Genomic DNA, 24,221 nt, shown 5'->3' on the forward strand with positions numbered 1-24,221 from the left:
AAATACCAGGGTGCGCGGTTCAGACCAGCTTCGTCAGATCCTCCGGCTGATCGATGTCCAACAGCACGCCCGGATCGTCCAGTTCCAGCCTCAGGGCCCCATTCCAGTCCAGGATGTCGCGCGCGCCGGCATCGCCCCGCAAATCGAGCAATCCGGGCAAACAATCCGCCGGCAGCCCGCGCGGATGGCCCGCCCGCCCCTGATAGCAGGGCAGCACCAGTTGGCCGTGCGCCAGCGCCGCCGCCACCTGGCTGACTGTGTGCGGCCGCACCGCCGGCATGTCCGCCAACCCCAGCACCAGGCCGCGGCAACCCGGCAGCCCCAGCGCCCAGGCGGCGGCGCAGGCCAGCGAATGCCCGATGCCGCCGCGATTGAGCCGGCAGGCCAGCGGCTGCAGGCCCAGCCTGCCGCACAGCTCCAGCCCGAAGGCGTCGTCTTCCGGCAACACCAGCGCCAACGGCCCGAGCCGGCCGATAAACGCCTCGGCGCTGGCCTCCAGCAACGTGCGGCCGTCCGGCAGCCGCGCCTGCCGCTTGTCGGCGCCGAAACGGCGCGCCTGGCCCGCCGCCAGCAGGGCGCCCGCCATCATGTCCGGCAACTCCTTTCCTCGCCATGAGCCCCCTCCCGGTGACAAGCGCTGCGGCTGGCGATCAGATCGGCGGCGATGGAGACCGCGATCTCGGCCGGGGTGCGCGAGCCTATCGCCAGCCCCACCGGTCCGTGCAATCTGTCCAGCTCTGCCGGCGTCAGGCCGAAGTACTCGGCCAGCCTCGCCTTTCGTTTCATCGTAGTCGTGGCCGAGCCCAGCGCGCCGACATAATGGCAAGGCAGCCTGAGCGCCTCCATCAGCGCCAGGTCGTCCAGCTTGGGATCATGCGTCACAGCCACCACCGCGGTGCGCTCGTCGCAGCCGAAAGCCAGCACCAGGTCGTCCGGCATCTCGGCCGACAGCGCAACGCCGCCCAGTTCCCAGCCCGCCGCGTACTCCTCGCGCGGTTCGCACACTGTCACCGCGTAGTCCAGCGTCTGCGCGATCTGCGCCAGATAGCGGCCCAATTCGGCGCCGCCGATGATCAGCAGCCGCCAACGCGGCCCGTGCAGCACGGAGAAACCCGCCTCATCCTCTGCGAAGGCGTCCGCCGGCCCTTCATTCAGCAGATAAGCCGCGCCATTCTGGTAATCGACCCGCCGCCACAGGCAGCGGCGCTGCCGCACCGCGGCCAGCAGCGCCTCCAGCTGCGCCGGGTCAGGCATCGTTTCCACCGCCACCCGGAGACTGTTGCCGCAGGGCAACCGGTAACGCTGCCTCTCCTCGACGCTGGCGCCGAAGCTGCGCACCCAGGCAGTACGGCCATCACCAAACACGCCGCCCTCGGCGATCTCCCGCCGCAGATCGTCCTCGACGCAGCCGCCGGACACCGAGCCGCAGATCACGCCGTCGTCGCGTATCGCCGCCAGCGCGCCGGGCGGCCTGGGGCTGGCGCCGTAAGTGCCCAGCACCGTCAGCAGCGCCACGCGGCGGCCCTGCCGCAGCCAGTCCAGCGTCTGCGCCAGCACGGTCTCGTCGTTGCCGCGCACCGCCGCGCTCATTTCGGACAGTAGGCGCCGGTATCGGCCCAGCGCCGCACCGCGTCGTGGAAATCGTTTTGCGACAAAGGCGGCAACGTGCGCCGCCCGCCCGGATGCCAAGCCCACTGCACCAGCGGGTCCGTCGTCATGTGGGCGACCAGCGCGGGAACGTCGCGGTTGCCGTTGCGCGACTTGTCCACCAGCCGGCGGCACATCTGGCCGGCGCTCAGCCCCTCCCAGCCCATGCTCAGCGGCGCCAGGTGCCAGTTGGGCGCGCCCGGCACGCCGCCGTCGGCTGAATTGGCCGTCTGATGGCAGGCCAGGCACATCAGCGACGGATGGCCCATGTCCGCCGGTCCGCGTTTGATCATCTGCTGGTGCGGATGGCGGTCGTCGCCCTGGCGCGGAAAATCGGTGACGGTGTGGCAGTTCAGGCAACGCGGCGACTGCAGCACCCTGACCACATCGCCGAAGGCCTGCCGCGACGCGGCCGGGTCGCCTGCCGCCCACGCGGCCGGCAGCCAGGCGGCCAGCGCCCAGCACAAGACTATCGAGATTTTCATGTCCGTCTCCCTCACACCATCTGGTAGCCGTGCCGGCTCAGCGGCAGCTCGCGCCGCCTTTGGCCGGAAGCCGCTTGGATGGCGTTGGCCAGCGCCGGCGCGACCACCGGCACCGCCGGCTCGCCGGTGCCGCCCGGCGCTTCCTCGCTGGCGACGATGGAAACATCCACCTTGGGCGCCTGGAACATCCTGACGATGGGGTAACCGTCGAAATTCTTCTGCTCCACCTCGCCGTCCTTGAAGGTGATCTCGCCGAACAGCGCCGCCGACAGGCCGAACATGATGCCGCCCTCCATCTGCGCCGCCACCTGGTCGGGATTGACCACCACGCCGCAATCGACCGCGCACCAGACATGCACCACTTTCAATTCCTTGCCCTTGACCGACACCTCCACCACCTGGGCGATATGGGAGCCGAAGGACGTGTGCACCGCCGCGCCCAGGCCATGGCCCTTGGGCAGCTTGCGGCCCCAGCCGGCCATCTTCGCCGCCTCGCGCAGCACCGCCTGCTCGCGTGGAGCCTTGTCCATCAGCGCCAGCCGGTAAGCCACCGGGTCCTGGCGCGCCAGCCGCGCCAGCTCGTCGATATAGCTTTCCTTGGCGAAGGCGCTGTGGGAATGGCCGACCGAGCGCCACCACAGCACCGGCAGCGGGATCTCCGGCGTGTGCAGGTCCAGCGAGACCGCCGGCAGCGCGTAGGGCATGTCGTCGGTGCCTTCCACCGACACCGCGTCGATGCCGTTCTTGATCATCATCGGCGCGAACGGCGTGCCGGCGATGATGGACTGGCCGACGCCGGTCTGCAGCCAGGCGGCGGGCTTGCCATCGGCGGCTATGCCGCCGCGCACGCGGTCCAGCCACATCGGCCGGTAGTAGGCGCCGGCCAAGTCGTCGTCGCGGGTCCACATCAGCCGGACGGGCACGCCCTGGCCGTGATGCTTGGCCACCTCCATCGCCTCCTTCAGCCAGTCGGAGCCGACCGGCACCGCGCGCCGGCCGAAGCCGCCGCCCAGCAAGGTGGTGTGCAGCGTGACCTGCTCCGGCTTCAGCCCCGACATCGCGGCCGCCATGCCGGCGTCTATCGTCTGCGACTGGGTGCCGCTCCAGATTTCGCAGCTGCCAGGCTTCAGCCAGACCACGCAGTTCAGCGGCTCCATCGGCGAATGCGAGAGGTACGGCACCTCGTACCAGGCCTCCAGCTTCTTGGCCGCGCCGGCCAACGCCGCCTTGGCGTCGCCTTCGCTTCGATAAACCTGCCCGGGCTTGGCCGCGCGGGCGCGGTAATCCGCCCGCTGCCGGGCCGAGTCCCGCTCGGCGTTGGCGCCGCGGTCCCACTCCACCTCCAGCAGATCGCGCGCCTTCTTGGCCGGCCAGAAGCCATCGGCCAGCACGGCGACGCCGTTGCTGATCGCGAACACGTCCTTGACGCCGGGCACCGCTCTGGCCGCGTCGGCATTGAAGCCCTTGGGCTTGCCGCCGTAGCTGGGGCAGCGCTTGACCAGCGCGGTCAACATGCCGGGCAGGCGGACGTCCATCGCGAACTGCGCGCGACCATCCAGCTTCTCGTCGCCGTCCACCCGGTGCACGCGGGTGCCCAGCAGCTTCCAGCGGTGGCGCGGCTTCAGCTCCACCGTGTCCGGCACCGGCAGCTTGCCGGCGGCCTCGGTCAGCTCGCCGTAGCCCAGGCTGGCGCCGTTGGCGTTGTTGAACACCCGGCTGTTTTCGGCGCGGCATTGCGAAACCGGCACGCGCCAGCGTTGCGCGGCGGCCAATATCAGCATGTCGCGCGCGGCGGCGCCTATCTTGCGGTACTGGTCATAGCTGGACAGCGTGCTGGTGCTGCCGCCGGTGATCTGGATATGGAAGGCGGTATGGACGTAGATGGGCGCCGCCGGGGCGGACACCACCTTGATCCGGTTCCAATCGCATTCCAGCTCCTCGGCGATCAGCATCGCCAGCGAGGTGTAGATGCCCTGCCCCATTTCCGACTTGTTGCTGACGATGGTGACGCCGCCGTCCTTTTCGATGCGGACGAAGGCGTTGGGAGAAGGAATGGCGTTCTTGGCCTCGGCCGCTTCGGCCCTGCGCCCGCCCTCGCTCAGAACGAAACCCAGGCATAGCGCGCCGCCGACCGCGCCGCTCATTTTCAGGAAACTGCGGCGGGACACTCCGGTAGTCGTCATCCTGGTCTCCTACAGCAGCTTGGCGGCGGCGTGGATGGCCGCGCGAATGCGGGGATAGGTGCCGCAGCGGCACAGGTTGCCGCTCATCGCCAGGTCGATGTCCTGATCGGAAGGATGGGGATTGGCACTGAGCAAGGCGGTGGCGGCCAGCACCTGGCCGCTCTGGCAGAAGCCGCACTGCACCACGTCCAGCTCATGCCAGGCCTGCTTGACCGCCTGGCCCACCTTGTCGGCGTTGCCTTCCACCGTGGTGATGCTGTCGTCCGCCGCCAGCGTGGAGATCGGCGTCACGCAAGAGCGGATCGGCAACCCGTTCTTCAACACCGTACAGGCGCCGCACAAGGCCGCGCCGCAGCCGAACTTGGTGCCGGTCAGGCCCAGTTCGTCGCGCAATGCCCACAGAATGGGCGTGTCCGGAGAGGAGTTAAGCTCCACCTCCTTGCCGTTGATGGAAACCTTCATGCCTTGCCTCCCGAGCCGAGAAACAGAAGACGACGGCCATGCCATGGCCGCCGTCCGGATGCGAACCGGCGCCGGGCGGAATCCCGCCTCGGCGCCGCTGCAATCACTATAGGCGCTATCGGTTCAGACTCAAGCCGGCGGGCCCGCTCAGCCTCCCCGCTGCAGGCAGCGCTGGTAGCGGCCGTCCACGCGGCGCGCGAACCACTCGGTGGTCAGCTTATGGGTGAACTTGGGGCTGACCAGCACGATCTGCGGGATGATTTCGCGTGGGGCCTTGGGGCCGGCCAACGCGAACACTTTCTGGTACAGCGGACTCTGGCCGAAGCCGGACAGCTTCTCCAAGCGCAGGTCGCGCATCATGTCGGCGTCGCTGATGCCCAGCCGGCCGGCGATGGACTGCAGCGCGCGCTGGGTGTCGCTGGTTTCGCCGGACAGCACGCGGTTCATCTTGTCGCTGTAGAGCATGATGTCGCCGTCCAGCGCCAGCTTGCGGCCGGACAGGCGGGCCACCGCCTGCTGGAAGGCGGCGTTGCGGCTGGCGTAGCGGCCGGCGTTGTAGTCGGCGAAGCGGTACACCATCTCGTGGTACGGCGCCGGGTACTGCAGCAGGATGGCGGTGCCGAAGTAGACGCTGCCGCGGCGGCCGAACACCTCGTCGCGCAGGCTGGAATAGCTGTACGGGTACGGCCAGGCGCGGATGTGGGTTTCGGCGAAAGCGACGCTGACCTGCATCGGCCCGCCGTCGCGGATCGGATTTTTATGCTCGAAGATGGTCTGGCCGAACGGCAGCTCGCGCACCATGTCCTCGTACAGCGCGTTCATCTCGCGCTTGGTGCGCAAGGCGTCCACCCGCTGCTTGAAGGTGCGGCCGTCCGGCGATTTCTTGCTCATCGCCGCGTCGACGACGAACTGCGGAATCAGGTACTTCTGCCGGCGCTGCTCGATCTCGCCCCAGACGATCCTGGACAAGCCGGGCACCACCGGGTCTGGACTGAAGCCGGACTCCTGCTCCGCCACCGCCAGCACCGCGCAGAAGAACTGCGGCGTGTATGGAATCTTCAGATGGCTGAACGCGCCCATCACGTCGTTGCTCCAGCCCTTGCGGTCCGGGATGCCCGGCAGCAGCAGCCGGTCCAGCAAGGCGCGGCCCTGGCTGTCGGAAATGGCCGCAGGCGGCTGCACCGGCCGCGCCACCGGGCGAGACGGCAGCGTCACGGCCGGCGCGGAGGCCGGCTGGGGCGGAACCGGCACATCGACGGCGGGCGCGGAGGCGGACATGTCCGGCGCGACGATGGGCGCCGGTGCGGAAGCGGGATTGGGGGGCGTGGCGCAGGCGGCCAGCAGCAGGCTGCCTGCCAGCAGGGTCAGACGGGCTTTCAACGTGTTCTCGCAGACGGGCAAAAACGGCAGTGTAGCCCAGCGCGGGCCCATTTGGCATGTCCGCCGTCAACGCAGATCGAAACGGGCCATGCTGCCGTCGGCGCGCATCGCGGCGATGGCGCGGTCCAGCCGGGCGATCAGCGCGTCGTCGACTTTCCGGTTGCAGGCGAAGGATACGTCCAGCGTATCCATCACCCAGGCTACCCTGGGCGGCGGCATGTCCAGACGCTTGGCCAGCGACGAAATGCCGACGTCCAGCATCGCCCACAGGTCCAACCGGCCCAGCCGCAGCTTCTCCAGCCCGCTCAGATAATCGGCGCTCTCCTCCACCGCCACGCCCCGCTCTTTCAGCCGCGCCGCCGCCATGGTGCCGCGCATCGCCCCCACCCGCAGCGACTGAGCCTGTTCCAAGCCGCCCAGCTGACGGCCGTCGTCCGCCCTGGCCAGCAACACCAGGCGCATGTGCAGCAGCGGCGCGGTCCATTTGTACTTCGCCTGCAATTCGGGCAAGCGCCCGACGGGAAAGCAGGCGTCGGCCTGCTGTTCCACCAGCAGGCGGGCGCGCGCCTGGGGATAGGCCTCGAAGCGCAGCGCCACGCCGGCCCGGCGCCCCACTTCCTTCATCAGGTCGACGCCGGTGCCTCGCATGGACTCGCCGTCCGGCGCCAGCTCGATGACGCCGGGAATCTGCGTCAGCAGCATGCGCAGGGTTTCCGCTTGCGCCCCCCCCACCTGCAACGCGCCCAACAAGACCGCCGCCGCTCGCCATCCAGACATCGTCTCTCCAGGCTATCCGTACTGTCTGAACCATAGCAAAACGGGGAGCCATCGCTCCCCGTCTTCTCATGCCGGCGTCAGATGCCGGCCAGCATGATCCAGCCTATCAGCAAGGGTGCCAGCGCCATGCAGAAGCCGCGCATGCACTGCATCGCCCGCGGCGAGCGGCCCGATGACAGCTCGGCCTTCACCACCGGCCAGGCTTTCCAGCCGACAAACAAGGCCAGCAGCAATTCGCCGGCCGGCATCAGCAGCTTGGAGGTGACGAAGTCCAGCAGGTCGAAGAAATTCATGCCGCCCAGCTGGTAGTCGCCCCACACGCCCAGCGACAGCGAGGCCGGGATGCCCAGCAGGAAGGTGCCGGCGGCCATCAGGATGGCGGCGGCGCGGCGCGACAGGCGCAACTCGTCGATGGCGAAGCTGGTCACCACTTCCAGCAGCGAAACGGAGGATGTCAGCGCCGCCAGCAGCAGCAGGCAGAAGAACATCACCGCGAACAGCTGCCCCAGCGGCAGGTGAGCGAACACCGCCGGCATGGTGATGAAGGTGAGGCCGGGACCCGCGGATGGATCGAAGCCGAAGGCGAACACCGCCGGCAGCACCATCAGGCCGGCCAGGAAGCAGGTGGCCACCGTCAGCGCGATCACCCACAGCGCCGAGCTCACCAGCTTGGATTCGCGGCCGACATAGGAGCCGTAGGTGATCATGATGCCCAGGCCCAGCGACAGCGAGAAGAAGGCCAGGCCCAGCGCGTCCACCAGCATCGCCGCGCTCACCTTGGAGAAGTCCGGCGCGACGAAGTAGCTGACGCCCTCCAGCGCGCCCGGCAACGTCAGGCCGCGCGCGATCAACACCAGCATCAGCACGAACAACGCCGGCATCAAAAACTTGGACAGCGCCTCGATGCCCTTCTGCACGCCGCCGATCACCACCGCCAGCGTCAGCAGCGCGAAGCCGCCGTGGTAGAGCACCGGCTGCACCGGGTCGCTGATGAAGCCGGTGAAGATGGCCCCCAGCGCCTTGGGATCGGAAGTCATGATGCTGCCCTGCAGCGACTTGACGATATAGGCGACGGTCCAGCCGCCCACCACGCTGTAAAACGACAGAATGAGGAAGCACACCAGCACGCCCATATAGCCGATCACCGGCCAGAAGCCGCCGGCCAGCTTGCGGAAGGCACCGACGGCGCCGGCGTTGGCGGCGCGTCCCAACGCCATTTCCGACACCATCAGCGCCAGGCCCAGCGTCAGGCAGATGCCGAGGTAAATGAACAAAAACGCCCCGCCGCCATTGGTGGCGGCCACGTAGGGAAACTTCCAGATGGCGCCCAGCCCGATGGCCGAGCCGGCTGCCGCGAGAATGAAACCGAGGCGCGAGCCCCATTGAGATCTAGCCATGTCCTGTAAATCTTTGTCGTGTAATAGGTTTTATGTGTGCCGCCACGCGCGTTCGGGCACGCGCAATCGCCCCGCCGAAACGGAGCCGGTCTAACGTGCACGGGAAGCGCGCGATGCCGCGGCGTCGCCGAACGTCCGCGCCTGCCGATGCGGCAAACCGCGGAGTCGAGATGTCCGTCGCGCGCATTACGGGCCGCTGGAGCGAGCCGCGCCGCCTGCGCGGCGGAACCGGGGGAGGAAGCCGTCTGTTGAACGGTTGCTACTGGCGCTCCGGGGTGGTGGAGCCTGCCAGTCCTCGCGATGCATCTTGGAGATGCGTTTCAGAATGTAACACGATTGCGAGCAGTCTCTAATTCATGCCAGTGTAAATAGTCGTTTACATGACATTCACTAGGTAAAGAATCAGCCGCCGGCAGGACAAGACCGGCGGATTTCCGCGTTGCCACCAGCTTCCGCCTGCGCCGACCCGCCCGCTTAACACTTTATTCACCATTGCAAAACAAACACATCACTTTTATTGCAATTGAAACATAAGCCTTATTCATCATCACTAGAATGACTCTCGCATTAAAACAATGTCATTAAAACTACAAGGGTCATGAAATGAAGAAACTTGCTTTGGCCGCCTGCCTGCTGGGCGTTTCCTTCGCCGCGCTGGCGGACGCCAAATCCGACTGCCGCGCCGCCGCCGGCAGCTATCTGACCGGCACCGTGGTGAGCGGGCCGACTTTCGCCTCCGGCCAGTCGCTCAACGGCGTCGAGCTGTCGCACACCCACGTCCGCCTGCGCGCCGACCAGGACGGCCGCACCTACGACGTGGCGATGGACAATGTCTACGCCTACGGCTACGACTACGCCGGCGAAGACGTTCCCTCCCCGCTGAACACCATTCAGCAAGGCGACCGCCTGCAGCTGTGCGGCCAGCTGTACACCAGCGGCGTAGGCATCCACTGGGTGCATCCCAACTGCGGCGCGCAGCCGACCAGCCGGCAGCCCAACGGCTGGGTGAAGAAGATCTACAACGACGGCACGGTCAGCGACAACTACGAAGCGAACACCGAATACTGTCAGCTCTGGCAATAAGAAGCCGCCATCTTCATGCGAAAAGCGCGCCCTCGGGCGCGCTTTTTCATGGTTCTGCCGCTTGCCAGGCCGGACTGGCCGGCCGGTTGTCCCATGCGCGCGAAACGATGCGCCGCCGATTCCGCCCTATCCCGGCGAAAAGCCCGCCCAGCCTGGAACACAGATATCTAATTGAAAATTAAGCAGTTAATCTTCATCAAACAACGTGAAAATGGCGAAAACTATGAATAAACTAAGTAGAAGAACGTAGTGTGCTGCGACGCCTCCCCCGGGTGCCCGAGCCGCGTCATTACCTTCGGCAGCCACGGGAGACGGAGAGATGGTTACATTGCAGGCATTCCAGCCATTGATAGACACGGTGCAAGGCAGCCTGCTGCTGGCCTCGCCCGAGGATGGCCGCATCTACTGCGCCAACCAGCTGGCCTGCATCCTGCTCGCCAGCCCCCAAAGCGAGCTGCTCAAGTCGTCGGTCTACGATTTTCTGCCGGACAAGACCGAGGCTTACAACATCTGCCGCGAGCTGGCCGGCAACAATATGATCTACAACCGCGGCATGCAGCTGAGCACCGGCACCGGACGGCTGTTCGACGTCCAGCTGTCGGCGCGGCGCATCATGCTGGATCAAGTGCCGCTGCTGGTGGTCAGCTTCTCCGACCGCACCGAGACCAAGGTGCTGGGACAGCTGCTGGATTTCGAGCGCCAGCTGGTGGAGCGCTCGCTGAGCATCGTCAAAACGCTGAAGGAAGAAGGCCGGCAGAACGAAGACGAAGACAAGCTGACCGGCGTAGTGGGCATGCACAGGCTGATGTCCAGCGCGCATGCAGAAACCAGCCGCGCCAAGCGTTACGGCGGCAGCCTGTCCAGCCTGGCGCTGGAACTGGTCAACATCCCCGAGATGGTGCCGCGCGAGGACGACGGCTCCGCCTACAGCCATCTGATCCAGCTGGCGGGCAGCCTGTGCCTGCAAAGCAGCCGCGACAGCGACCTGGTGGCGCGCCGCAGCGCCAATACCTTCGTCATCCTGCTGCCGCACACGCCGATCGGCGGGGCCCATGAGATGGGGCGGCGCCTGATCAAATCGCTGCGCCAGCTCACCTTCCTGTATCAGGGCGCCGAAAACCAGGCGGCCGCCTGCGTAGGCATCAGCACGCTGCGGCCGGAGGAAGCCAGCCCCGCCCCCATGCTGGAGCGGCTGGAGGATGCGCTGACCAAAGCCCGCGCCGGCGGCGCCAACTACATCATCGAACTGCCCTGATCCGGCAGACCGAGATAGGCGCGCAACCGGGCCACGCGGGCTGGCCGGCCAAACATCCGGTACAGCTCCAGCCAGTCCTCGGCCGCCATGAACGGCAAGCCGTCCCGCAACATCACCCGCTGCGGATCAAACCGCCAGCGCAGCAACCCGTCTTCGCGCCGCACGGCGATGCCGGCCATCAAATCCAGTTCCACGCCGAACGGCGACCGATAACGGATGAAAACCTCGCTGGCGTAATCGGCGTGAACGGGACGAGGCAGCCGCTCCAGCCTGTCATCCAACGTTGCGGCGGCCGCCTCCGCGTGCTCAGGAGCCACGACGATGTCTAGATCGCGCGGCGCATTCTCCAAACCCAGCCGCCACAACAGCGCGCTGCCGCCGATTCCCCAGTCCAGGCCATCCAGAACCGGGGCCAGCTCATGCGCCAGAAGGATCGGCGCGGGAAGCGCGTCGGCAGCAAAGCGCATGGCGGCTCAGCCCAGCCGGTCCAGCAACTTCTGGTGGATGCCGCCGAAACCGCCGTTGCTCATCACCAGCACATGGTCGCCCGGCTTGGCTTCGGCGACGATGGCGCCGATCAGCGCGTCGAAATCGCCGAAGGTCTGCGCCTTCGCCCCCATGACTTGCAGCGCCTCGCCCGGATTCCAGTTCAGCCCCGCCGCCGAGCAGAACACCTTGTCGGCCAGCTCCAGCGAGCCCGGCAGCGCGTCCTTCATCGTGCCCAGCTTCATGGTGTTGGAGCGCGGCTCCAGCACCGCCAGGATACGCGCGGCGCCCACCTTGCGGCGCAGGCCTTCCAGCGTGGTGGCGATGGCTGTCGGATGGTGGGCGAAATCGTCATACACCGTGACGCCGTTCGCCATGCCCTTCACTTCCATCCGTCGCTTGACGTTGGCGAAGCGGGACAGCGCGGCTATGGCGTCTTTCACCGCCACGCCGGCGTGGCGGGCCGCGGCGATGGCGGCGATCGCGTTCAGGCGGTTGTGCTCGCCCATCAGGCCCCAGCTCACCGCGCCCTGCATCTCGCCGTTCAGCAGCACATCGAAGCCGCCGTCCTCGTGCAGCGCGCCCAGCTGCCAGCCGACGTCCGCGCCGAAATGCTCCACCGGGGTCCAGCAGCCGCGCTCCAGCACGCGGTCCAGATTGGCCTCGCGGCCGTTGCTGACGATGCGGCCGTTGCCGGGAATGGTGCGCACCAGATGGTGGAACTGGGTTTCGATGGCGGCCAGGTCGGCGAAGATGTCGGCGTGGTCGAATTCCAGATTGTTCAGGATGGCGGTGCGCGGCCGGTAGTGGACGAATTTGGAGCGCTTGTCGAAGAAGGCGGTGTCGTACTCGTCGGCCTCGATCACGAAGAAGGGGCTGACGCTGTCCGGATCCAGCGCCGGCTTGCCCGGCAAACGCGCCGACACGCCGAAATTCTCCGGAATGCCGCCGATCAGGAAGCCCGGCGCCAGGCCGGCGTCTTCCAGAATCCACGCCAGCATGGAGCTGGTGGTGGTCTTGCCGTGGGTGCCGGCCACCGCCAACACCCACTTGTCCTGCAGCACGTTCTCGGCCAGCCACTGCGGGCCGGAGATGTACGGCAGGCCGCGGTTGAGGATTTCCTCCATCAAGGGCTTGCCGCGCGTCACCACGTTGCCGATCACGTACACGTCCGGGTTCAACGCCGCCTGCTCCGCGCCGAAGCCTTGCGTAAGCTCGATGCCCATCGCCTCCAGCTGGGTGCTCATCGGCGGATAGACGTTGGCGTCGCAGCCGGTCACCTTGTGGCCAGCCTGTTTGGCGATGGCGGCGATGCCGCCCATGAAGGTACCGCAAATACCCAGGATGTGGATGTGCATATCGGTTCAGCGCAGGAAAAACAGACGAAACCGCAAGGATACCGGAAAGCCGGCCGAGCCGACACCGACGCGCCTCTGCGCCGCTCCCGGCATCCTCGGCGCGCGGCCGGACATTCCCGGCTGACGCCCCTTGTGCTACACCCAAATCAACAAGCGCCATCCGCGCTCAAGACGCGGAACAACGCCTGAGACAACCAGGGGAACCGCCATGATCGCGCCGAGAACGCTTTGCCTGCCGCTGGCCCTGTGCGCCGCGCAGGCCTTCGCCTGCAACGGCACCGTCACGCCGGAAACCGCGTCCCGGGTGGATGCTCCCGATCTGCGCGGCATCGCGGTGTTTCTGCCCCAGGTACTGGAAAACAGCGAATCAGGCCCCTTCGCCGACTTGCTCAAGACCATCGCCCGCCATTATCCGGAGGGGAAAATCAGCTTCGAGATCAAGCCGGTCAAACGCGTGTACCTGGACACCGACGACCAAGGCGCGGACTTCCGCTTCCCCATCATGAAGGTACGCGACAACGCCGACAGCGCCACGCCCTACCAGTTTTCCCACGAGATGATGGGCAAGGTCGCCTTCGTTCTCTACTCCAACAAGGCCAGGCCATTGCGCAAGATCGACATCCTGCGCACCGCCAACCTCGCCCGCTACACGGTGGAAGCGCCGCCGGTGAACTGGGGCTTTCCCAGCAAAAGCGTGGTCAAGCTCGAACTGTCGCTGAAGCAGCTGAATCTGGGCCGCATCGACGCGGTGCTGTGGGCGCAGGAGGAGGCCGACTATCTGGTGCGCAAGTACAAGCTGACCGACATTCACCGCGAGCATTTCGACGACTTCCCCGACGTGTTGTTCATGTCATGCAACCGCCGCGGCGACTTCGTCAACCAGGCGCTCAGCCGCGCGATACGCGCCGCGCGCGCCAGCGGCGAGCTGCAGAAGGCCTATGCCCGGGTGCATCTGCCCTATCAGGACTGGCAACCCAGTCCATGACCGCTCGCCGCGCCGGATGGCGGCCCCCTCTTTCCGACAAAAAAGCCCACCGCGTTTGCGATGGGCTTTTGCTTGCGGGCCGAGCCGGGATCAGAAGTGGAAGAACACCAGCGTCAGCAACAGGAAGCACGGCAGCAGCACCGCGCCCGACCACAGCATGTAGCCGAAGAAGCCCGGCATCTTGACGTGGCGGTGCTCGGCGATGGCCTTGACCATGAAGTTGGGCGCGTTGCCGATATAGGTCATCGCCCCCATGAACACCGCGCCCATCGAGATGGCGAGCAAGGTGCTGGCGAACGGGCCCATCAGCTCCGCGGCGTCGCCGGACGCCAGGTTGAAGAACACCAGGTAGGTCGGCGCGTTGTCGAGGAAGCTGGACAGGATGCCGGTCATCCAGAAGTACATGCCGTCCAGCGGCTTGCCGTCCGGGCCCGACACCGTCTGCACCAGGCCGGCCAGCGCGCCGTGGTCGCCGGCACGCAGGATGGCGATCACCGGCGCGATGGTGATGAAGATGCCTGCGAACAGCTTGCCCACCTCCAGGATGGGCAGCCAGTTGAACTCGTTGCCGGCGCGCACCTGCTTGGGGGTGATCCACAGCGAGGCCAAGGCCAGCAGCAGCAGGATCAGATCGCGCAGCAGGTTTTGCAGCTCAAGATGGACGCCGGGCAGCTCGAAAGCGATGCCGGGCTTCCACAGGCCTGACATCAGCACCGCGGCCACCACCCCGCCCAGCAGCCAGAAATTGCGCTTGCCGTGCAGCTTCAGCGGCTTGTCGTGGCTGGTGTCCACCGGCTTGAGCGTGCCCTCCTTCGCCTCTTTGGCGAACATGTGGCGGTCCAGGAAGTAGAAGATGATCAGCAGCAGGGCCGACAGCAGCAGCACCGGCATCAGCATGTGCTGGAAGGTCCAGCCGAAAGTCACGCCCTTGAGGAAGCCCAGGAATAGCGGCGGATCGCCCAGCGGCGTCAAGCCGCCGCCGACGTTGGCCACCAGGAAGATGAAGAACACCACCACGTGCACATTGCGCTTGCGGCCCTCGTTGGCGCGCAGCAGCGGCCGGATCAGCAGCATCGCCGCGCCGGTGGTGCCCATGATGGACGCCAGCGCGGTGCCTATGGCCAGGATGAGGGTGTTCAGCCGGGGCGACGCGTGCAGCGAGCCCCAAACCAGGATGCCGCCCGACACCGTGTACAGCGCGAACAGCAGCACGATGAAGGGGATGTATTCGGTGAACAGCGCGTGCAGCACCAGCGCGCCGGTATGCCCCAGCCCGAAGGCCGCGGCGAAAGGCAGCAGGAACAGCGCGGTCCAGACCGCGGTGATCTTGCCGAAATGGTGGTGCCAGATGCCGGGAGCCAGCATGGGAAACAGCGCGATGGACAGCAGGATGCCGGCGAACGGCGCGCCCCAGCCCAAGCCAAGCGTGGCGCCGTCCAGATCGGCGGCGCCGGCGAACGCGGGGAGCAGCAGCCCTCCCGCCAGTGCAATCAGTTTTTTATTCATCAGTCCTTCCCGAACGAGCAGGTGCCCGTGATGCCAAAACGCAGCCGCGGCTGCCGGAACATTCCCGGTTGTTGTTGGAAGCGGACCGGCTTCCGGGTGCCGGTCCGCCTGGGCGGCCCCTCCCGCCCATGGCCGGCCGCGTCGAAACGGCCGGCGAATTCGGCAAGACGCCCGCGTCGGGCATCCCGCCGGCAGCGCTTAGCGGCTGCCTTTTTGGATGAACTCGATCTTGTAGCCGTCCGGATCCTCGATGAAGGCGATCACGGTGGTGCCGTGCTTCATCGGGCCGGCCTCGCGCGTCACCTTGCCGCCCTTGGCACGCGCCATGTCACAGGCGGCGTAGGCGTCTTCCACCTCGATGGCGATGTGGCCGTAGCCGCTGCCCAGGTCGTAGGATTCGGTGTCCCAGTTGTGGGTCAGCTCCAGCACGGTGTGGGCGGCCTCGTCGCCGTAGCCGACGAAAGCCAGCGTGAAACGCCCTTCCGGAAAATCGTTGCGGCGCAGCAGCTTCATGCCCAGCACTTCCTGGTAGAAGGCGATCGAGCGATCGAGGTTGCCGACGCGCAGCATGGTGTGGAGCATTCTCATGGCGTTTTCCTTTTTAAAGATCAGTCTAAGACAAACAAGCCGCCGCCGTGCTGGCGCAGCCAGCGGCGGGCGTCGCGCCAGCCCGGGCAGAGACGCTCGGTCTCGGCCCAGAACGCCGGCGAGTGATTCATGTGTTCGAGATGGGCCAGCTCGTGGGCGGTCACGTAATCGACCACCGCCAGCGGCGCCTGCGCCAGCCGCCAGTTCAGGCGGATGCGGCCATCTGCGCTGCAACTGCCCCAGCGGGTGCGCGCCGACGACAGCTGCAACCCGCTTGGTTTGCGGCGGCAATGCGCGGCCAAAAGGGAAAGGCGGCCGGGAAACAGTGTCGCCGCCTCGCGTTTCAGGAATTTGGCCAGAACGGCTTTCAGCGCGGCAGCGTCGCCGTCGGCGACGCCCGCCACCAGCAACTCGCCGCCCTCGCGCCGCGCCGCCTTGCGCGCGCCGCCTGTCAGCCTGATAGCCAGCTGCTCGCCCAGCAGCGTCAGGCTGCTCAACGCCTCGCCGGCCGCCAGATGGCTGCGCTGGCGCAACACGTGGCCGACGATCCAGTCGTAGCGCTGCTGCAGCACTTGATGCAAACGCTGTTGACTGACACCCGGCGCGGCGATCAGTTCCACCACCCCGCCGTGGACCTTGATGCCTATGCTCTGACGCGACCGGCGCGTCAGCAGCACGGGCACCTCGCCGTCAGGCAGAGGCAGGCGGTGCCAGACGCTGGCGTTTTTCATCGGGATGGGCGAACGGGCCGACGCCGCCGATTTCGCGCTGGCGGGCCTCGATCCAGGCCTCGGCCTCGGCCATCATCGCCTCGGGGCCGGTTTCTTCGCCGGGATGGATGGCGGGGCCGATCACCACAGTGATCTCGCCGGGATATTTCAGGAAGGCGTTGCGCGGCCAGAACTCGCCGGCATTATGCGCCACCGGCACCATCGGCATGTCGAACTGCTTGGCCATGCGCGCGGCGCCCAGCTTGTACTTGCCGCCCACGCCGGGCTTGGTGCGGGTGCCCTCCGGGAACACGGTGATCCAGAAACCGTGGCGTTTGCGCTCCAGGCCCTGGTCCAGCAGCCGCTGGTTGGCGCGGGCGCGGTCGGAGCGGTTGATGATGATGGGGTTCATCAGCACCAGGCCCCAGCCGAACAACGGAATCCAGGTCAGCTCGCGCTTGGCCACATACACCTGCCACGGGAAGATTTTTTGCAGCGCCAGCGTTTCCCAGCCGGACTGGTGCTTGGACGTGATCACCGACGGCACCGACGGAATATTCTCCGCGCCGATCACCTTGTATTTCAGGCCGATCACATGCTCAAGCATCCACAGCAGGGTCATCGCCCAGCTCACGCCGAACACGTGGCGGCTGCGGCGCGGCAGCGGCGCGGCCAGCATCAGCAGCAGGAAAAACACCGGCGTGGCGATAATCAGCACCACCCAGTACAGCAAGTTGCGTATCCACAAACCAATCATGCTTTCAGTCTCTGCCTCAATGATGGTTGATCAGATGCTCGGCGGCATCGTACAGGTCGTTGAACACCAGCGTGGTCTCGGGCAGGCCGCCCTTGGCCAGCGTCTTGGCGCCCTTACCGGTCTTGACCAGGATAGGCTGGCCGCCGACGGCGGCGATGGACTCCAGGTCGCGCAGGCTGTCGCCTATCATCGGCAGGCCTTCCAGCTTGACGTTGAAGCGCTCGGCGATCTCCAGCACCATGCCGGGCAGCGGCTTGCGGCATTCGCAGCCGTGGTCCGGCCCGTGCGGACAGAACACCACCGCGTCGATGCGGCCGCCGGCCTGGCCGACCAGCCGGTGCATCTTCTCGTGCATCGCGTTCAGCGCATGCATGTCGAACAGGCCGCGGGCGATGCCGGACTGGTTGGTCGCCACCACCACGCGCCAGCCGGACTGGGTCAGGTTGGCGATCGCCTCCAGGCTGTGATCCAGCGGCACCCATTCGATGGTGTTCTTCACGAAATCGTCGCGATCCTCGTTGATCACGCCGTCGCGGTCCAGAATGACTAGCTTCACCCGATAATCCTTTCACGCAGCCATCTTGTCAAAACGGGAGGCCGGCCGCGTCGCCGCGACCCCCTCCCATCCATTGCCTGCCCGCCGCTTATTCCGCCAGCAGCGAAATGTCGGCCACGCGATTGAACAGCGCGGCCAGGCTGGCCAGCAGCGCGATGCGGTTGGCGCGCACCTTGGCGTCCTCGGCCATCACCATCACGCCGTCGAAGAACGCGTCCACCGGCGCCTTCAGGCTGGCCAGCTGCGACAGCGCCCCGGCGAAGTCGTGGGCGGCGAACTTGGTCTCCACCGCCGGCGCCAGTTCCTGCACCGCGGCGTACAAGGCCTGCTCGGCGGTTTCCTGCAGCAACGCGGCATCCACCGCGCCGATTTCGCCCTCGGCCTTCTTCAGGATGTTGTTGACGCGCTTGTTGGCGGCGGCCAGCGCGGCGGCTTCCGGCAGCGACTTGAACGCGGCCACGGCGGCCAGCACCGCGCGCACTTCGTTCAGGCGGCTGGGCGAAAGCGCCAGCACGGCGTCGATCTCATCGCCCTTGTAATCGGCGGCGAGGAAGTTCTTCAGCCGGTCCATCATGAAGCCGAACACTTCCTCGGCGACGTTGGCGGACAGCTTGCCGGCCGGGAAGGCCTCGGCGACGACGGCCAGCAGGCGCTTCAGGTCCAGGTCGGCTTCCAGCGCCATCCGCACCACGCCCAGCGCGGCGCGGCGCAGCGCGAACGGGTCCTTGTCGCCGGTCGGGATCAGACCGATGCCCCAGATGCCGACGATGGCCTCCAGCTTGTCGGCCAGCGCCGCCGCGGTGGCGATCTTGCCTTCCGGCAGCGTGTCGCCGGCGAAGCGCGGGTGGTAATGGCCCTCGATGGCGGCGGCCACTTCGGCGTTCTCGCCGTCGTGCTGGGCGTAGTACATGCCCATGATGCCCTGCAATTCCGGGAATTCGCCGACCATGTCGCTGACCAGATCGGCCTTGGCCAGATAGGCAGCGCGGGCGGCCAGCGCGGCGTCTGCGCCCAGCTCATGCGCGATGCCGCCGGCGATGCTCTGCAGGCGCTCGACGCGCTCCAGCAGCGAGCCGATCTTGTTGTGGTAGACCACGTTGGCCAGGCGCGGCAGGCGGCTGTCCAGGCGGTGCTTCTTGTCCTGCTCGAAGAAGAACTTGGCGTCGGACAGACGGGCGCGCAGCACGCGCTCGTTGCCGCCGACGACGAAGGACGGATCCTGCGGATCGACGTTGGACACCAGCAGGAAGCGGTTCATCAGCTTGCCGTTCTTGTCCAGCAGCGGGAAGTACTTCTGGTTCTGCTGCATGGTCAGGATCAGGCATTCCTGCGGCACTTGCAGGAACTCGGCCTCGAAGCCGGCCTCCAGCACCACCGGCCACTCCACCAGCGCGGTCACTTCGTCGAACAGCTCATCCGGCGCGGCGATGGTGGCGCCGAGCTTGGCGGCGGCCTCGGCCAGCTTGTGGCGGATCAGCTCGCGGCGCGCGTCGAAGCTGGCGATCACCTTGCCCTGCTCGTGCATCGCGCGGGCGTAGGCATCGGCGTTGGCGATGGCCACGTCGCCCTGCGACAGGAAGCGGTGGCCGCGGGTGGCGCTGCCGCTCTTCAGGCCCAGCACCTCGCCGTCAATCACCTTGTCGCCGTGCAGCATGATCAGGCCGTGCACCGGACGGACGAACTGCACGTCGGAATCGCCCCAGCGCATCAGCTTGGGCACCGGCAGCTTCTTCAGCGCCAGCGACACCACGTCAGCCAGTTGCGCGGACAGCGCTTCGCCCGCCTTGGTACTGGAATAGGCGTAGACATCCTGCTTGCCGTTGCTGACGATGGACAGTTCGGACACGTCCACGCCGCAGGAGCGGGCGAAGCCGGCCAAGGCTGGCGTCGGCTGGCCGTCCTTCATGCCGGCGGCGGCGGCCGGGCCCTGGCGGGTGATGCGTTGTTCCGGCTGCACGGCGAGCACGCCGGACAGCTGCACCGCCAGGCGGCGAGGCGACGCGTACACCACCGCCTCGGCGTCGGCGGCGGCGAACTGCATCTTCTTCAGTTCTTCGGCGATAGTCTGGGCGAAACTGGCGGCCAGACGCGGCAGGGCCTTGGGCGGCAGCTCCTCGGTCAGGAGTTCGATCAACAGGGTCGCGTTCATTCTCTCAAGCTTCAATTATCGGGATGCGGATCCCGCCGCCTCGCAAATCACCTTCATCATGGCGTGGGCGACCGAATCCTCGTTCACCGGCTGCCACTTCCAGGCATAGCGCGGCACCGGGAACATGGTGGAAAACAGATGCTTGTTGTTCTTGTCGAAATACTCGGAACCAACAAACACGTACTGATACTGCTTGCAATCGGCGTAGCCGGTGGTGCGGCGGATATAGAAGTTCAGCCGGTACGACTTCTCGTAGCGTTGCTTGGCGAAGCGTTCCTGGTTGATGAAATGCACCAGTCCGTCCTTGCCCAGCCACAGCGAATTGCCGTCTATCGCCAACTGCATCTGGCCGCCATCCTGATACACCACCCAGTCGGCGGCCGGCTGCGCCCAGGCCGGCAAAGCGAACAACAGCCAGAATGCGGCTTTGACTCTCATATCCACCCCCTGTCAGGCGCGACGACGATTGCCGCCGCCCCTAACAGCATAGACTTCCCTCGGCTCAGTCCTTGCGGCACATCGGGAAGCCCAGCGCCTCGCGGGCATCGTAATACGCCTGCGCCACGCCGCGGGACAGATTGCGGATGCGGCCGATATAGGCGGCGCGCTCGGTCACCGAGATGGAGCCGCGGGCGTCCAGCAGGTTGAAGGCGTGGCCGGCCTTCAGGATCATCTCGTAGGCCGGCAGCGGCAGGCTGGCGTCCAGCAGCGTCTTGGCTTCGGCTTCGTAGTCGTTGAACTGGCGGAACAGCAGCTCGACGTTGCTGTGCTCGAACGCGTACTTCGACTGCTCCACCTCGTTCTGGTAGAACACATTGCCGTAGGTGACCGGCTGGCCGTCCGGCAAGTGGGTCCAGATCAGGTCGTAAACGTTCTCCACGCCCTGCAGATACATCGCCAGGCGTTCCAGGCCATAGGTGATCTCGCCCAGCACCGGCTTGCAATCCAGGCCGCCCACTTGCTGGAAATAGGTGAACTGGGTCACTTCCATGCCGTTCAGCCATACTTCCCAGCCCAGGCCCCAGGCGCCCAGCGTCGGGTTTTCCCAGTTGTCCTCGACGAAGCGGATGTCCTGCACCGTCGGGTCCAGACCGAGCTCCCGCAGCGAGCCCAGGTACAGTTCCTGGATATTGGACGGCGACGGCTTCAGCACCACCTGAAACTGGTGGTGCTGGAACAGGCGGTTCGGGTTCTCGCCGTAGCGGCCGTCCTTCGGGCGGCGGCTGGGCTGGACATAGGCGGCGTTCCAGGGTTCAGGCCCCAGCGCGCGCAGGAAGGTGGCGGTATGGGAGGTGCCCGCGCCCACTTCAGTGTCGTACGGTTGCAGCAGCGCGCAGCCCTGGCGGTTCCAGTAGTGCTGGAGCGTGAGGATGATTTCCTGGAAGGTAAGCATAAAGGTGGTGTTGGAAAATTGAAGAAACAGGGGTCGATTCTACCCCCTGCGGCCGCTCACGCAAAGCCGGACGCCCTCGCCGCCAATTGCTTCGCCAGCCTTCGCCCCTTTCCCAGACAATCCGGCAGGGAGGCGCCGTCCAGCCAGTTGGCGCACAGATGCAGCCCCCTGCCGCTCCACGGCGCCGCCGCGCCGCGCAGCCTGCGCTGCAAGCCGGTGCCCTGCGGCAGCGCCTGCGGCCAGCGGGCCAGGTATTGCGCCAGCGGCTTGCCGCGCATGCCGAACAGCTTCTCCAGCTCGGCGTTGAGCCCATCGAGCAATGCGGCGTCGCTGCTCTCCAGCGATTCCGGATGCCTGCGGCCGCCGATGAAGCTGGTCACCAGCCGGGTGCCCGCCGGACAAACATGAGGGTAGATATTGCTGACCGTCAGGTGGCCCAGCGTCAGCGCCCCCTCCCCGCTCGGATGCAGCGCGCCGTAGCCGGGCAGCGGCCGGTCCATCGCCTCGCCGTCCAGCAAGGTGGACACCACCGCCAGCGGCGCGTACGGGATTCTCCGGCAGATGTCGGCCATCTCCGGCGCCAGCGGATGCAGCAGCTCGGCCGCGGCGTCGGCCGGCAGGGCCAGCACCACCCGCTCGGCCCGCGCCCACCCCTCGCGGGTGCGCAGCAGCCAGCCCTCGCCGTCGCGGCGCAGCGCGGTCACCGGCGCGCCCAGCCTCACGTCCAGGTCTTGCGCCAGCCGCCGCGGCAACTGCTGCAGCCCGCCTTGCAGCGTGCACATCCGGGCGCGCGCGGTCCTTTGCCGCCACAGTCCCCGCCACAAAGGCAGCGGCTGCGCCGCCGCCCGCGCCAACCGGGGAAGCGTCTCCTCCAGCGCCAGTTCTTCCGGATCGCCGGCGAACACGCCGCCGGCCAGCGGGTCCAGCAACTTGTCCAGCACCTCCTGGCCGAAACGGCGGCGGCAGAACTCGGCCAGGCTGGCCTCGGCCTCCTTGGGACTGCCCGGCCGCAGCAAGCCGCGCAGCAAGGCCCACTTGGCCGGCCAGCTCAAAAAGCTCCCCGCCAGCAACTGCCAAGGCCCGGATGGCAGCGGCCGGTACCGGCCCCGCTGCAGCACATGCCGCAAGCCGCCGCCCTGCTCCGGCCACAGCGGAGACAGGCCCAACTCGGCCAGCCACTGCTGAAGCTCCTCGTCCAATAACAGCATATTGGGCCCCTGTTCGCACAAGGCGTCAGCCGCCAAGGTGCTCACCTTGCCGCCGACGCGCTCCGCCGCCTCGAATACCCGTACCGCCACGCCCTGCCGTTGCAGCCACCAGGCGCAGGACAGCCCTGAAACGCCCGCGCCGATTATCGCGATCATCATCGTCTCCCAAAAAACCGTTCAAGCACGATTATCGCTGCCCCCGCCCCGCCCTCATTGACTGCGGTCAACAGCGGCCGGCATCGCGCGGGAACGCGAAGACTCGGTCGCGGCGGGCTATACCGATAGCAACCAGCCCAATGCGAAGAAATGCCGATGCAAAAAGCTCTCAGCATGAAAACCAGGCTCTGGCTCCTGGCCCTGATCAACCTGACGGTCCTGCTTCTGCTGTCCCTATCCTGCCTGGGCCAGCTGCGCGACATGGCGGAAAACACCCGGCGGGAACTGGAGCAAGTCAGCCGCGGCAGCCGGATCAACCATGCGATGCAGCTGGCCAATCTGCACTTCAAGGTGCAAGTGCAGGACTGGAAGGACGTGCTGCTGCGCGGCAACAATCCGGCCGACTACCAGCGCTACCTCGCCGCCTTCGAAGCCGAGCGCGCCATCGTCGAGCAAACGCTGGCCCAAGCCTCCGCCGCGCTGCGCGACGACGGCGAGTCCAGCGCGGCGATAGACGCGGTGCGCGACGAGCATCTCCGGCTGACCGTCCGCTACCGCGCGGCGCTGGCCTCCTTCCGCCAGGAAGACCCGCTCTCCGGGCAAGCCGTCGACAAGCTGGTGCGCGGCATGGACCGCGCGATGACCGATCAGTTGCTGCGGCAGAGCGCCCAGGTCCAGGACGGATTCGAGAAGATGCTGGCCGACCGGATCGCGGAAGCCGACCGCGGCTACCGCCAGACCCTGAGCCTGTTCATCGCCGTCGCCGCCCTCAGCCTGCTGGTCCTGGCCGGCGCCATCGGCCACATCGGCCGGGGCCTGTTCCGCCAGGTGGGCGGCGAGCCGGCGGCGGTGGCCGAGATCGCCCGCAGGGTGGCCGGCGGCGACCTGACGGCAAGGCCGATGCTGCGCGACGGCGACGATCGCAGCGTGCTGGCGGCGATGCAGCACATGGTGAGCCGGCTGACCGGAGTGATCGAGCAATTGCGGCTCGACGCCGAGCAGCTGAACGCCACCTCGTCCGAAGTCGCCGCCTCGGCGCAGGCGCTGAGCCAGAACGCGTCGCAGCAGGCCGCCAGCCTGGAGGAGACCAGCGCTTCGGTAGAGGAGATCGCGGCCACGGTGACTCAGAACGCTGAAAGCGCCCGCCTCACCGACGCCATGGCCAGCCAGGCGGCGCAAAGCGCCGGCGGCGGCGGCGAGGCCGTGACCCGCACCGTGGCGGCGATACGCGACATTTCCAACCGGATAGACGTGATAGACGACATCGCCTACCAGACCAATCTGCTGGCGCTGAACGCCGCCGTCGAGGCCGCCCACGCCGGCAGCCAAGGCAAAGGCTTCACCGTGGTGGCCGCCCAGGTGCGCAAATTGGCCGAGCACAGCCAGACGGCGGCGCGGGAAATCGGCTCGCTGGCCGGCTGCAGCGTGGACATGGCGGAACAGGCGGGCGCGGCGCTGGACGAAATGCTGCCCGCCATCCGCAAAACCGCCAGCCTGGTGCAGGAGATCGCGCTGGCCTCGCATGAGCAAAGCGAAGGCCTGCAGCAGATCAACGCCGCGGTCAACCACCTGTCGCTGGCCACCCAGATGAACGCCTCCACCTCCGAACAGCTGTCCGCCGCCTCCGACCAGTTGAACACGCAGGCGGAACACCTGCGGCGGATGATCGCCTATTTCCAAACCGCCTGAGCGGGCATGAA

23 protein-coding genes are annotated in these 24,221 nt (G+C 66.9%); 4 read left to right on the plus strand and 19 right to left on the minus strand.

The features are described from left to right. Positions 1–19 precede the first annotated feature (19 nt). From ACX17K_RS07170 to ACX17K_RS07205, 8 genes are all read right to left on the minus strand, one after another. The gene (locus tag ACX17K_RS07170) at positions 20–589 is read right to left on the minus strand and encodes a nucleotidyltransferase family protein (RefSeq protein ID WP_046158576.1); all 570 of its coding nucleotides are present in this window, start codon (positions 587–589) and stop codon (positions 20–22) included. Further along, positions 586–1,590, minus strand: a complete 1,005-nt coding sequence (locus ACX17K_RS07175; protein WP_493774281.1) for an XdhC family protein — start codon at positions 1,588–1,590, stop codon at positions 586–588. Before ACX17K_RS07175 ends, ACX17K_RS07170 begins: the two co-directional genes overlap by 4 nt. After that, on the minus strand, positions 1,587–2,132 hold the full coding sequence (locus ACX17K_RS07180) for a hypothetical protein (protein WP_493774282.1): 546 nt from the start codon (positions 2,130–2,132) through the stop codon (positions 1,587–1,589). Before ACX17K_RS07180 ends, ACX17K_RS07175 begins: the two co-directional genes overlap by 4 nt. 11 nt (positions 2,133–2,143) lie before the next feature. Further along, positions 2,144–4,315, minus strand: coding sequence for a xanthine dehydrogenase family protein molybdopterin-binding subunit (locus tag ACX17K_RS07185; protein ID WP_493774283.1), 2,172 nt, complete (start codon positions 4,313–4,315; stop codon positions 2,144–2,146). Positions 4,316–4,324: 9 nt separating this feature from the next. Continuing rightward, the gene (locus tag ACX17K_RS07190) at positions 4,325–4,777 is read right to left on the minus strand and encodes a (2Fe-2S)-binding protein (protein WP_046158572.1); all 453 of its coding nucleotides are present in this window, start codon (positions 4,775–4,777) and stop codon (positions 4,325–4,327) included. 147 nt (positions 4,778–4,924) lie between these two features. After that, positions 4,925–6,157, minus strand: coding sequence for a DUF1615 domain-containing protein (locus ACX17K_RS07195; protein ID WP_493774284.1), 1,233 nt, complete (start codon positions 6,155–6,157; stop codon positions 4,925–4,927). Between the two features lie 66 nt (positions 6,158–6,223). Continuing rightward, positions 6,224–6,934, minus strand: coding sequence for a substrate-binding periplasmic protein (locus ACX17K_RS07200; RefSeq protein WP_493774285.1), 711 nt, complete (start codon positions 6,932–6,934; stop codon positions 6,224–6,226). Between the two features lie 77 nt (positions 6,935–7,011). Next, positions 7,012–8,331 (minus strand): sodium-dependent transporter, encoded by a 1,320-nt coding sequence (locus ACX17K_RS07205; RefSeq protein ID WP_493774286.1) that lies wholly within the window; start codon positions 8,329–8,331, stop codon positions 7,012–7,014. A 603-nt stretch (positions 8,332–8,934) separates the two neighbouring features. On the opposite strand from ACX17K_RS07205, the gene ACX17K_RS07210 reads away from it, so the two are divergent. Both ACX17K_RS07210 and ACX17K_RS07215 read left to right on the plus strand, forming a co-directional pair. Further along, positions 8,935–9,414, plus strand: coding sequence for a hypothetical protein (locus tag ACX17K_RS07210; RefSeq protein ID WP_046157466.1), 480 nt, complete (start codon positions 8,935–8,937; stop codon positions 9,412–9,414). 319 nt (positions 9,415–9,733) lie between these two features. After that, positions 9,734–10,669 (plus strand): GGDEF domain-containing protein, encoded by a 936-nt coding sequence (locus ACX17K_RS07215; RefSeq protein ID WP_493774287.1) that lies wholly within the window; start codon positions 9,734–9,736, stop codon positions 10,667–10,669. On the opposite strand, the gene ACX17K_RS07220 is transcribed toward ACX17K_RS07215, so the two are convergent. Beyond that, positions 10,648–11,136 carry a hypothetical protein gene (locus ACX17K_RS07220; protein ID WP_493774288.1) on the minus strand — a complete coding sequence of 163 codons (489 nt, stop codon included), beginning with the start codon at positions 11,134–11,136 and terminating at the stop codon, positions 10,648–10,650. The two genes, ACX17K_RS07215 and ACX17K_RS07220, sit on opposite strands and share 22 nt — an antisense overlap. Positions 11,137–11,142: 6 nt before the next feature. Then, entirely contained in the window at positions 11,143–12,513 is a 1,371-nt protein-coding gene (gene mpl / locus ACX17K_RS07225; protein WP_493774289.1) for a UDP-N-acetylmuramate:L-alanyl-gamma-D-glutamyl-meso-diaminopimelate ligase, read from the minus strand. Between the two features lie 208 nt (positions 12,514–12,721). On the opposite strand from mpl, the gene ACX17K_RS07230 reads away from it, so the two are divergent. Continuing rightward, the gene (locus tag ACX17K_RS07230) at positions 12,722–13,498 is read left to right on the plus strand and encodes a type 2 periplasmic-binding domain-containing protein (protein WP_493774290.1); all 777 of its coding nucleotides are present in this window, start codon (positions 12,722–12,724) and stop codon (positions 13,496–13,498) included. 90 nt (positions 13,499–13,588) lie between these two features. Here ACX17K_RS07230 and ACX17K_RS07235 read toward each other — a convergent pair whose 3' ends face one another. The 9 genes from ACX17K_RS07235 to hemG all read right to left on the minus strand — a co-directional run bounded on the left by ACX17K_RS07235 (position 13,589) and on the right by hemG (position 22,524). Continuing rightward, complete coding sequence (locus ACX17K_RS07235; RefSeq protein WP_493774291.1) at positions 13,589–15,004, minus strand: sodium:proton antiporter; 1,416 nt, start codon at positions 15,002–15,004, stop codon at positions 13,589–13,591. A gap of 198 nt (positions 15,005–15,202) precedes the next feature. Continuing rightward, positions 15,203–15,592, minus strand: a complete 390-nt coding sequence (gene gloA / locus ACX17K_RS07240) for a lactoylglutathione lyase (protein WP_046168771.1) — start codon at positions 15,590–15,592, stop codon at positions 15,203–15,205. 20 nt (positions 15,593–15,612) lie between these two features. Beyond that, complete coding sequence (locus ACX17K_RS07245) at positions 15,613–16,323, minus strand: M48 family metallopeptidase (RefSeq protein WP_493774292.1); 711 nt, start codon at positions 16,321–16,323, stop codon at positions 15,613–15,615. Then, complete coding sequence (locus ACX17K_RS07250; RefSeq protein ID WP_343481679.1) at positions 16,283–17,059, minus strand: lysophospholipid acyltransferase family protein; 777 nt, start codon at positions 17,057–17,059, stop codon at positions 16,283–16,285. Before ACX17K_RS07250 ends, ACX17K_RS07245 begins: the two co-directional genes overlap by 41 nt. Before the next feature lie 16 nt (positions 17,060–17,075). After that, the gene (gene gmhB, locus ACX17K_RS07255; protein ID WP_493774293.1) at positions 17,076–17,615 is read right to left on the minus strand and encodes a D-glycero-beta-D-manno-heptose 1,7-bisphosphate 7-phosphatase; all 540 of its coding nucleotides are present in this window, start codon (positions 17,613–17,615) and stop codon (positions 17,076–17,078) included. 88 nt (positions 17,616–17,703) lie between these two features. Beyond that, a complete protein-coding gene (gene glyS, locus ACX17K_RS07260) occupies positions 17,704–19,764 on the minus strand; it encodes a glycine--tRNA ligase subunit beta (protein ID WP_493774294.1) in 2,061 nt (686 codons plus the stop codon). A 15-nt stretch (positions 19,765–19,779) separates the two neighbouring features. Continuing rightward, positions 19,780–20,202, minus strand: coding sequence for a surface-adhesin E family protein (locus tag ACX17K_RS07265; protein WP_021475762.1), 423 nt, complete (start codon positions 20,200–20,202; stop codon positions 19,780–19,782). A 64-nt stretch (positions 20,203–20,266) separates the two neighbouring features. After that, complete coding sequence (glyQ, locus tag ACX17K_RS07270) at positions 20,267–21,157, minus strand: glycine--tRNA ligase subunit alpha (RefSeq protein ID WP_046157480.1); 891 nt, start codon at positions 21,155–21,157, stop codon at positions 20,267–20,269. A 56-nt stretch (positions 21,158–21,213) separates the two neighbouring features. Beyond that, on the minus strand, positions 21,214–22,524 hold the full coding sequence (gene hemG / locus ACX17K_RS07275) for a protoporphyrinogen oxidase (protein WP_493774295.1): 1,311 nt from the start codon (positions 22,522–22,524) through the stop codon (positions 21,214–21,216). A gap of 171 nt (positions 22,525–22,695) precedes the next feature. Here hemG and ACX17K_RS07280 point away from each other — a divergent pair, with 171 nt between their 5' ends. After that, positions 22,696–24,210, plus strand: a complete 1,515-nt coding sequence (locus ACX17K_RS07280; protein WP_493774296.1) for a methyl-accepting chemotaxis protein — start codon at positions 22,696–22,698, stop codon at positions 24,208–24,210. The last annotated feature ends 11 nt before the right edge of the window (positions 24,211–24,221 follow it).

It is taken from the genome of Chromobacterium sp. INPA-IVC (genome assembly GCF_059047085.1).

Bases quoted from the DNA above. Each gene is read 5' to 3' on its own strand.
- ACX17K_RS07175 (WP_493774281.1), bottom strand. From the start codon at position 1,590: ATGAGCGCGGCGGTGCGCGGCAACGACGAGACCGTGCTGGCGCAGACG.
- ACX17K_RS07235 (WP_493774291.1), bottom strand. From the start codon at position 15,004: ATGAATAAAAAACTGATTGCACTGGCGGGAGGGCTGCTGCTCCCCGCG.
- ACX17K_RS07250 (WP_343481679.1), bottom strand. From the start codon at position 17,059: ATGATTGGTTTGTGGATACGCAACTTGCTGTACTGGGTGGTGCTGATT.
- hemG (WP_493774295.1), bottom strand. From the start codon at position 22,524: ATGATGATCGCGATAATCGGCGCGGGCGTTTCAGGGCTGTCCTGCGCC.
- mpl (WP_493774289.1), bottom strand. From the start codon at position 12,513: ATGCACATCCACATCCTGGGTATTTGCGGTACCTTCATGGGCGGCATC.
- ACX17K_RS07170 (WP_046158576.1), bottom strand. From the start codon at position 589: ATGATGGCGGGCGCCCTGCTGGCGGCGGGCCAGGCGCGCCGTTTCGGC.
- ACX17K_RS07280 (WP_493774296.1), top strand. From the start codon at position 22,696: ATGAAAACCAGGCTCTGGCTCCTGGCCCTGATCAACCTGACGGTCCTG.
- ACX17K_RS07185 (WP_493774283.1), bottom strand. From the start codon at position 4,315: ATGACGACTACCGGAGTGTCCCGCCGCAGTTTCCTGAAAATGAGCGGC.
- glyQ (WP_046157480.1), bottom strand. From the start codon at position 21,157: ATGCTTACCTTCCAGGAAATCATCCTCACGCTCCAGCACTACTGGAAC.
- gloA (WP_046168771.1), bottom strand. From the start codon at position 15,592: ATGAGAATGCTCCACACCATGCTGCGCGTCGGCAACCTCGATCGCTCG.
- ACX17K_RS07245 (WP_493774292.1), bottom strand. From the start codon at position 16,323: ATGAAAAACGCCAGCGTCTGGCACCGCCTGCCTCTGCCTGACGGCGAG.
- ACX17K_RS07220 (WP_493774288.1), bottom strand. From the start codon at position 11,136: ATGCGCTTTGCTGCCGACGCGCTTCCCGCGCCGATCCTTCTGGCGCAT.
- ACX17K_RS07190 (WP_046158572.1), bottom strand. From the start codon at position 4,777: ATGAAGGTTTCCATCAACGGCAAGGAGGTGGAGCTTAACTCCTCTCCG.
- ACX17K_RS07180 (WP_493774282.1), bottom strand. From the start codon at position 2,132: ATGAAAATCTCGATAGTCTTGTGCTGGGCGCTGGCCGCCTGGCTGCCG.
- glyS (WP_493774294.1), bottom strand. From the start codon at position 19,764: ATGAACGCGACCCTGTTGATCGAACTCCTGACCGAGGAGCTGCCGCCC.
- ACX17K_RS07205 (WP_493774286.1), bottom strand. From the start codon at position 8,331: ATGGCTAGATCTCAATGGGGCTCGCGCCTCGGTTTCATTCTCGCGGCA.
- ACX17K_RS07200 (WP_493774285.1), bottom strand. From the start codon at position 6,934: ATGTCTGGATGGCGAGCGGCGGCGGTCTTGTTGGGCGCGTTGCAGGTG.
- ACX17K_RS07265 (WP_021475762.1), bottom strand. From the start codon at position 20,202: ATGAGAGTCAAAGCCGCATTCTGGCTGTTGTTCGCTTTGCCGGCCTGG.
- ACX17K_RS07230 (WP_493774290.1), top strand. From the start codon at position 12,722: ATGATCGCGCCGAGAACGCTTTGCCTGCCGCTGGCCCTGTGCGCCGCG.
- ACX17K_RS07215 (WP_493774287.1), top strand. From the start codon at position 9,734: ATGGTTACATTGCAGGCATTCCAGCCATTGATAGACACGGTGCAAGGC.
- ACX17K_RS07210 (WP_046157466.1), top strand. From the start codon at position 8,935: ATGAAGAAACTTGCTTTGGCCGCCTGCCTGCTGGGCGTTTCCTTCGCC.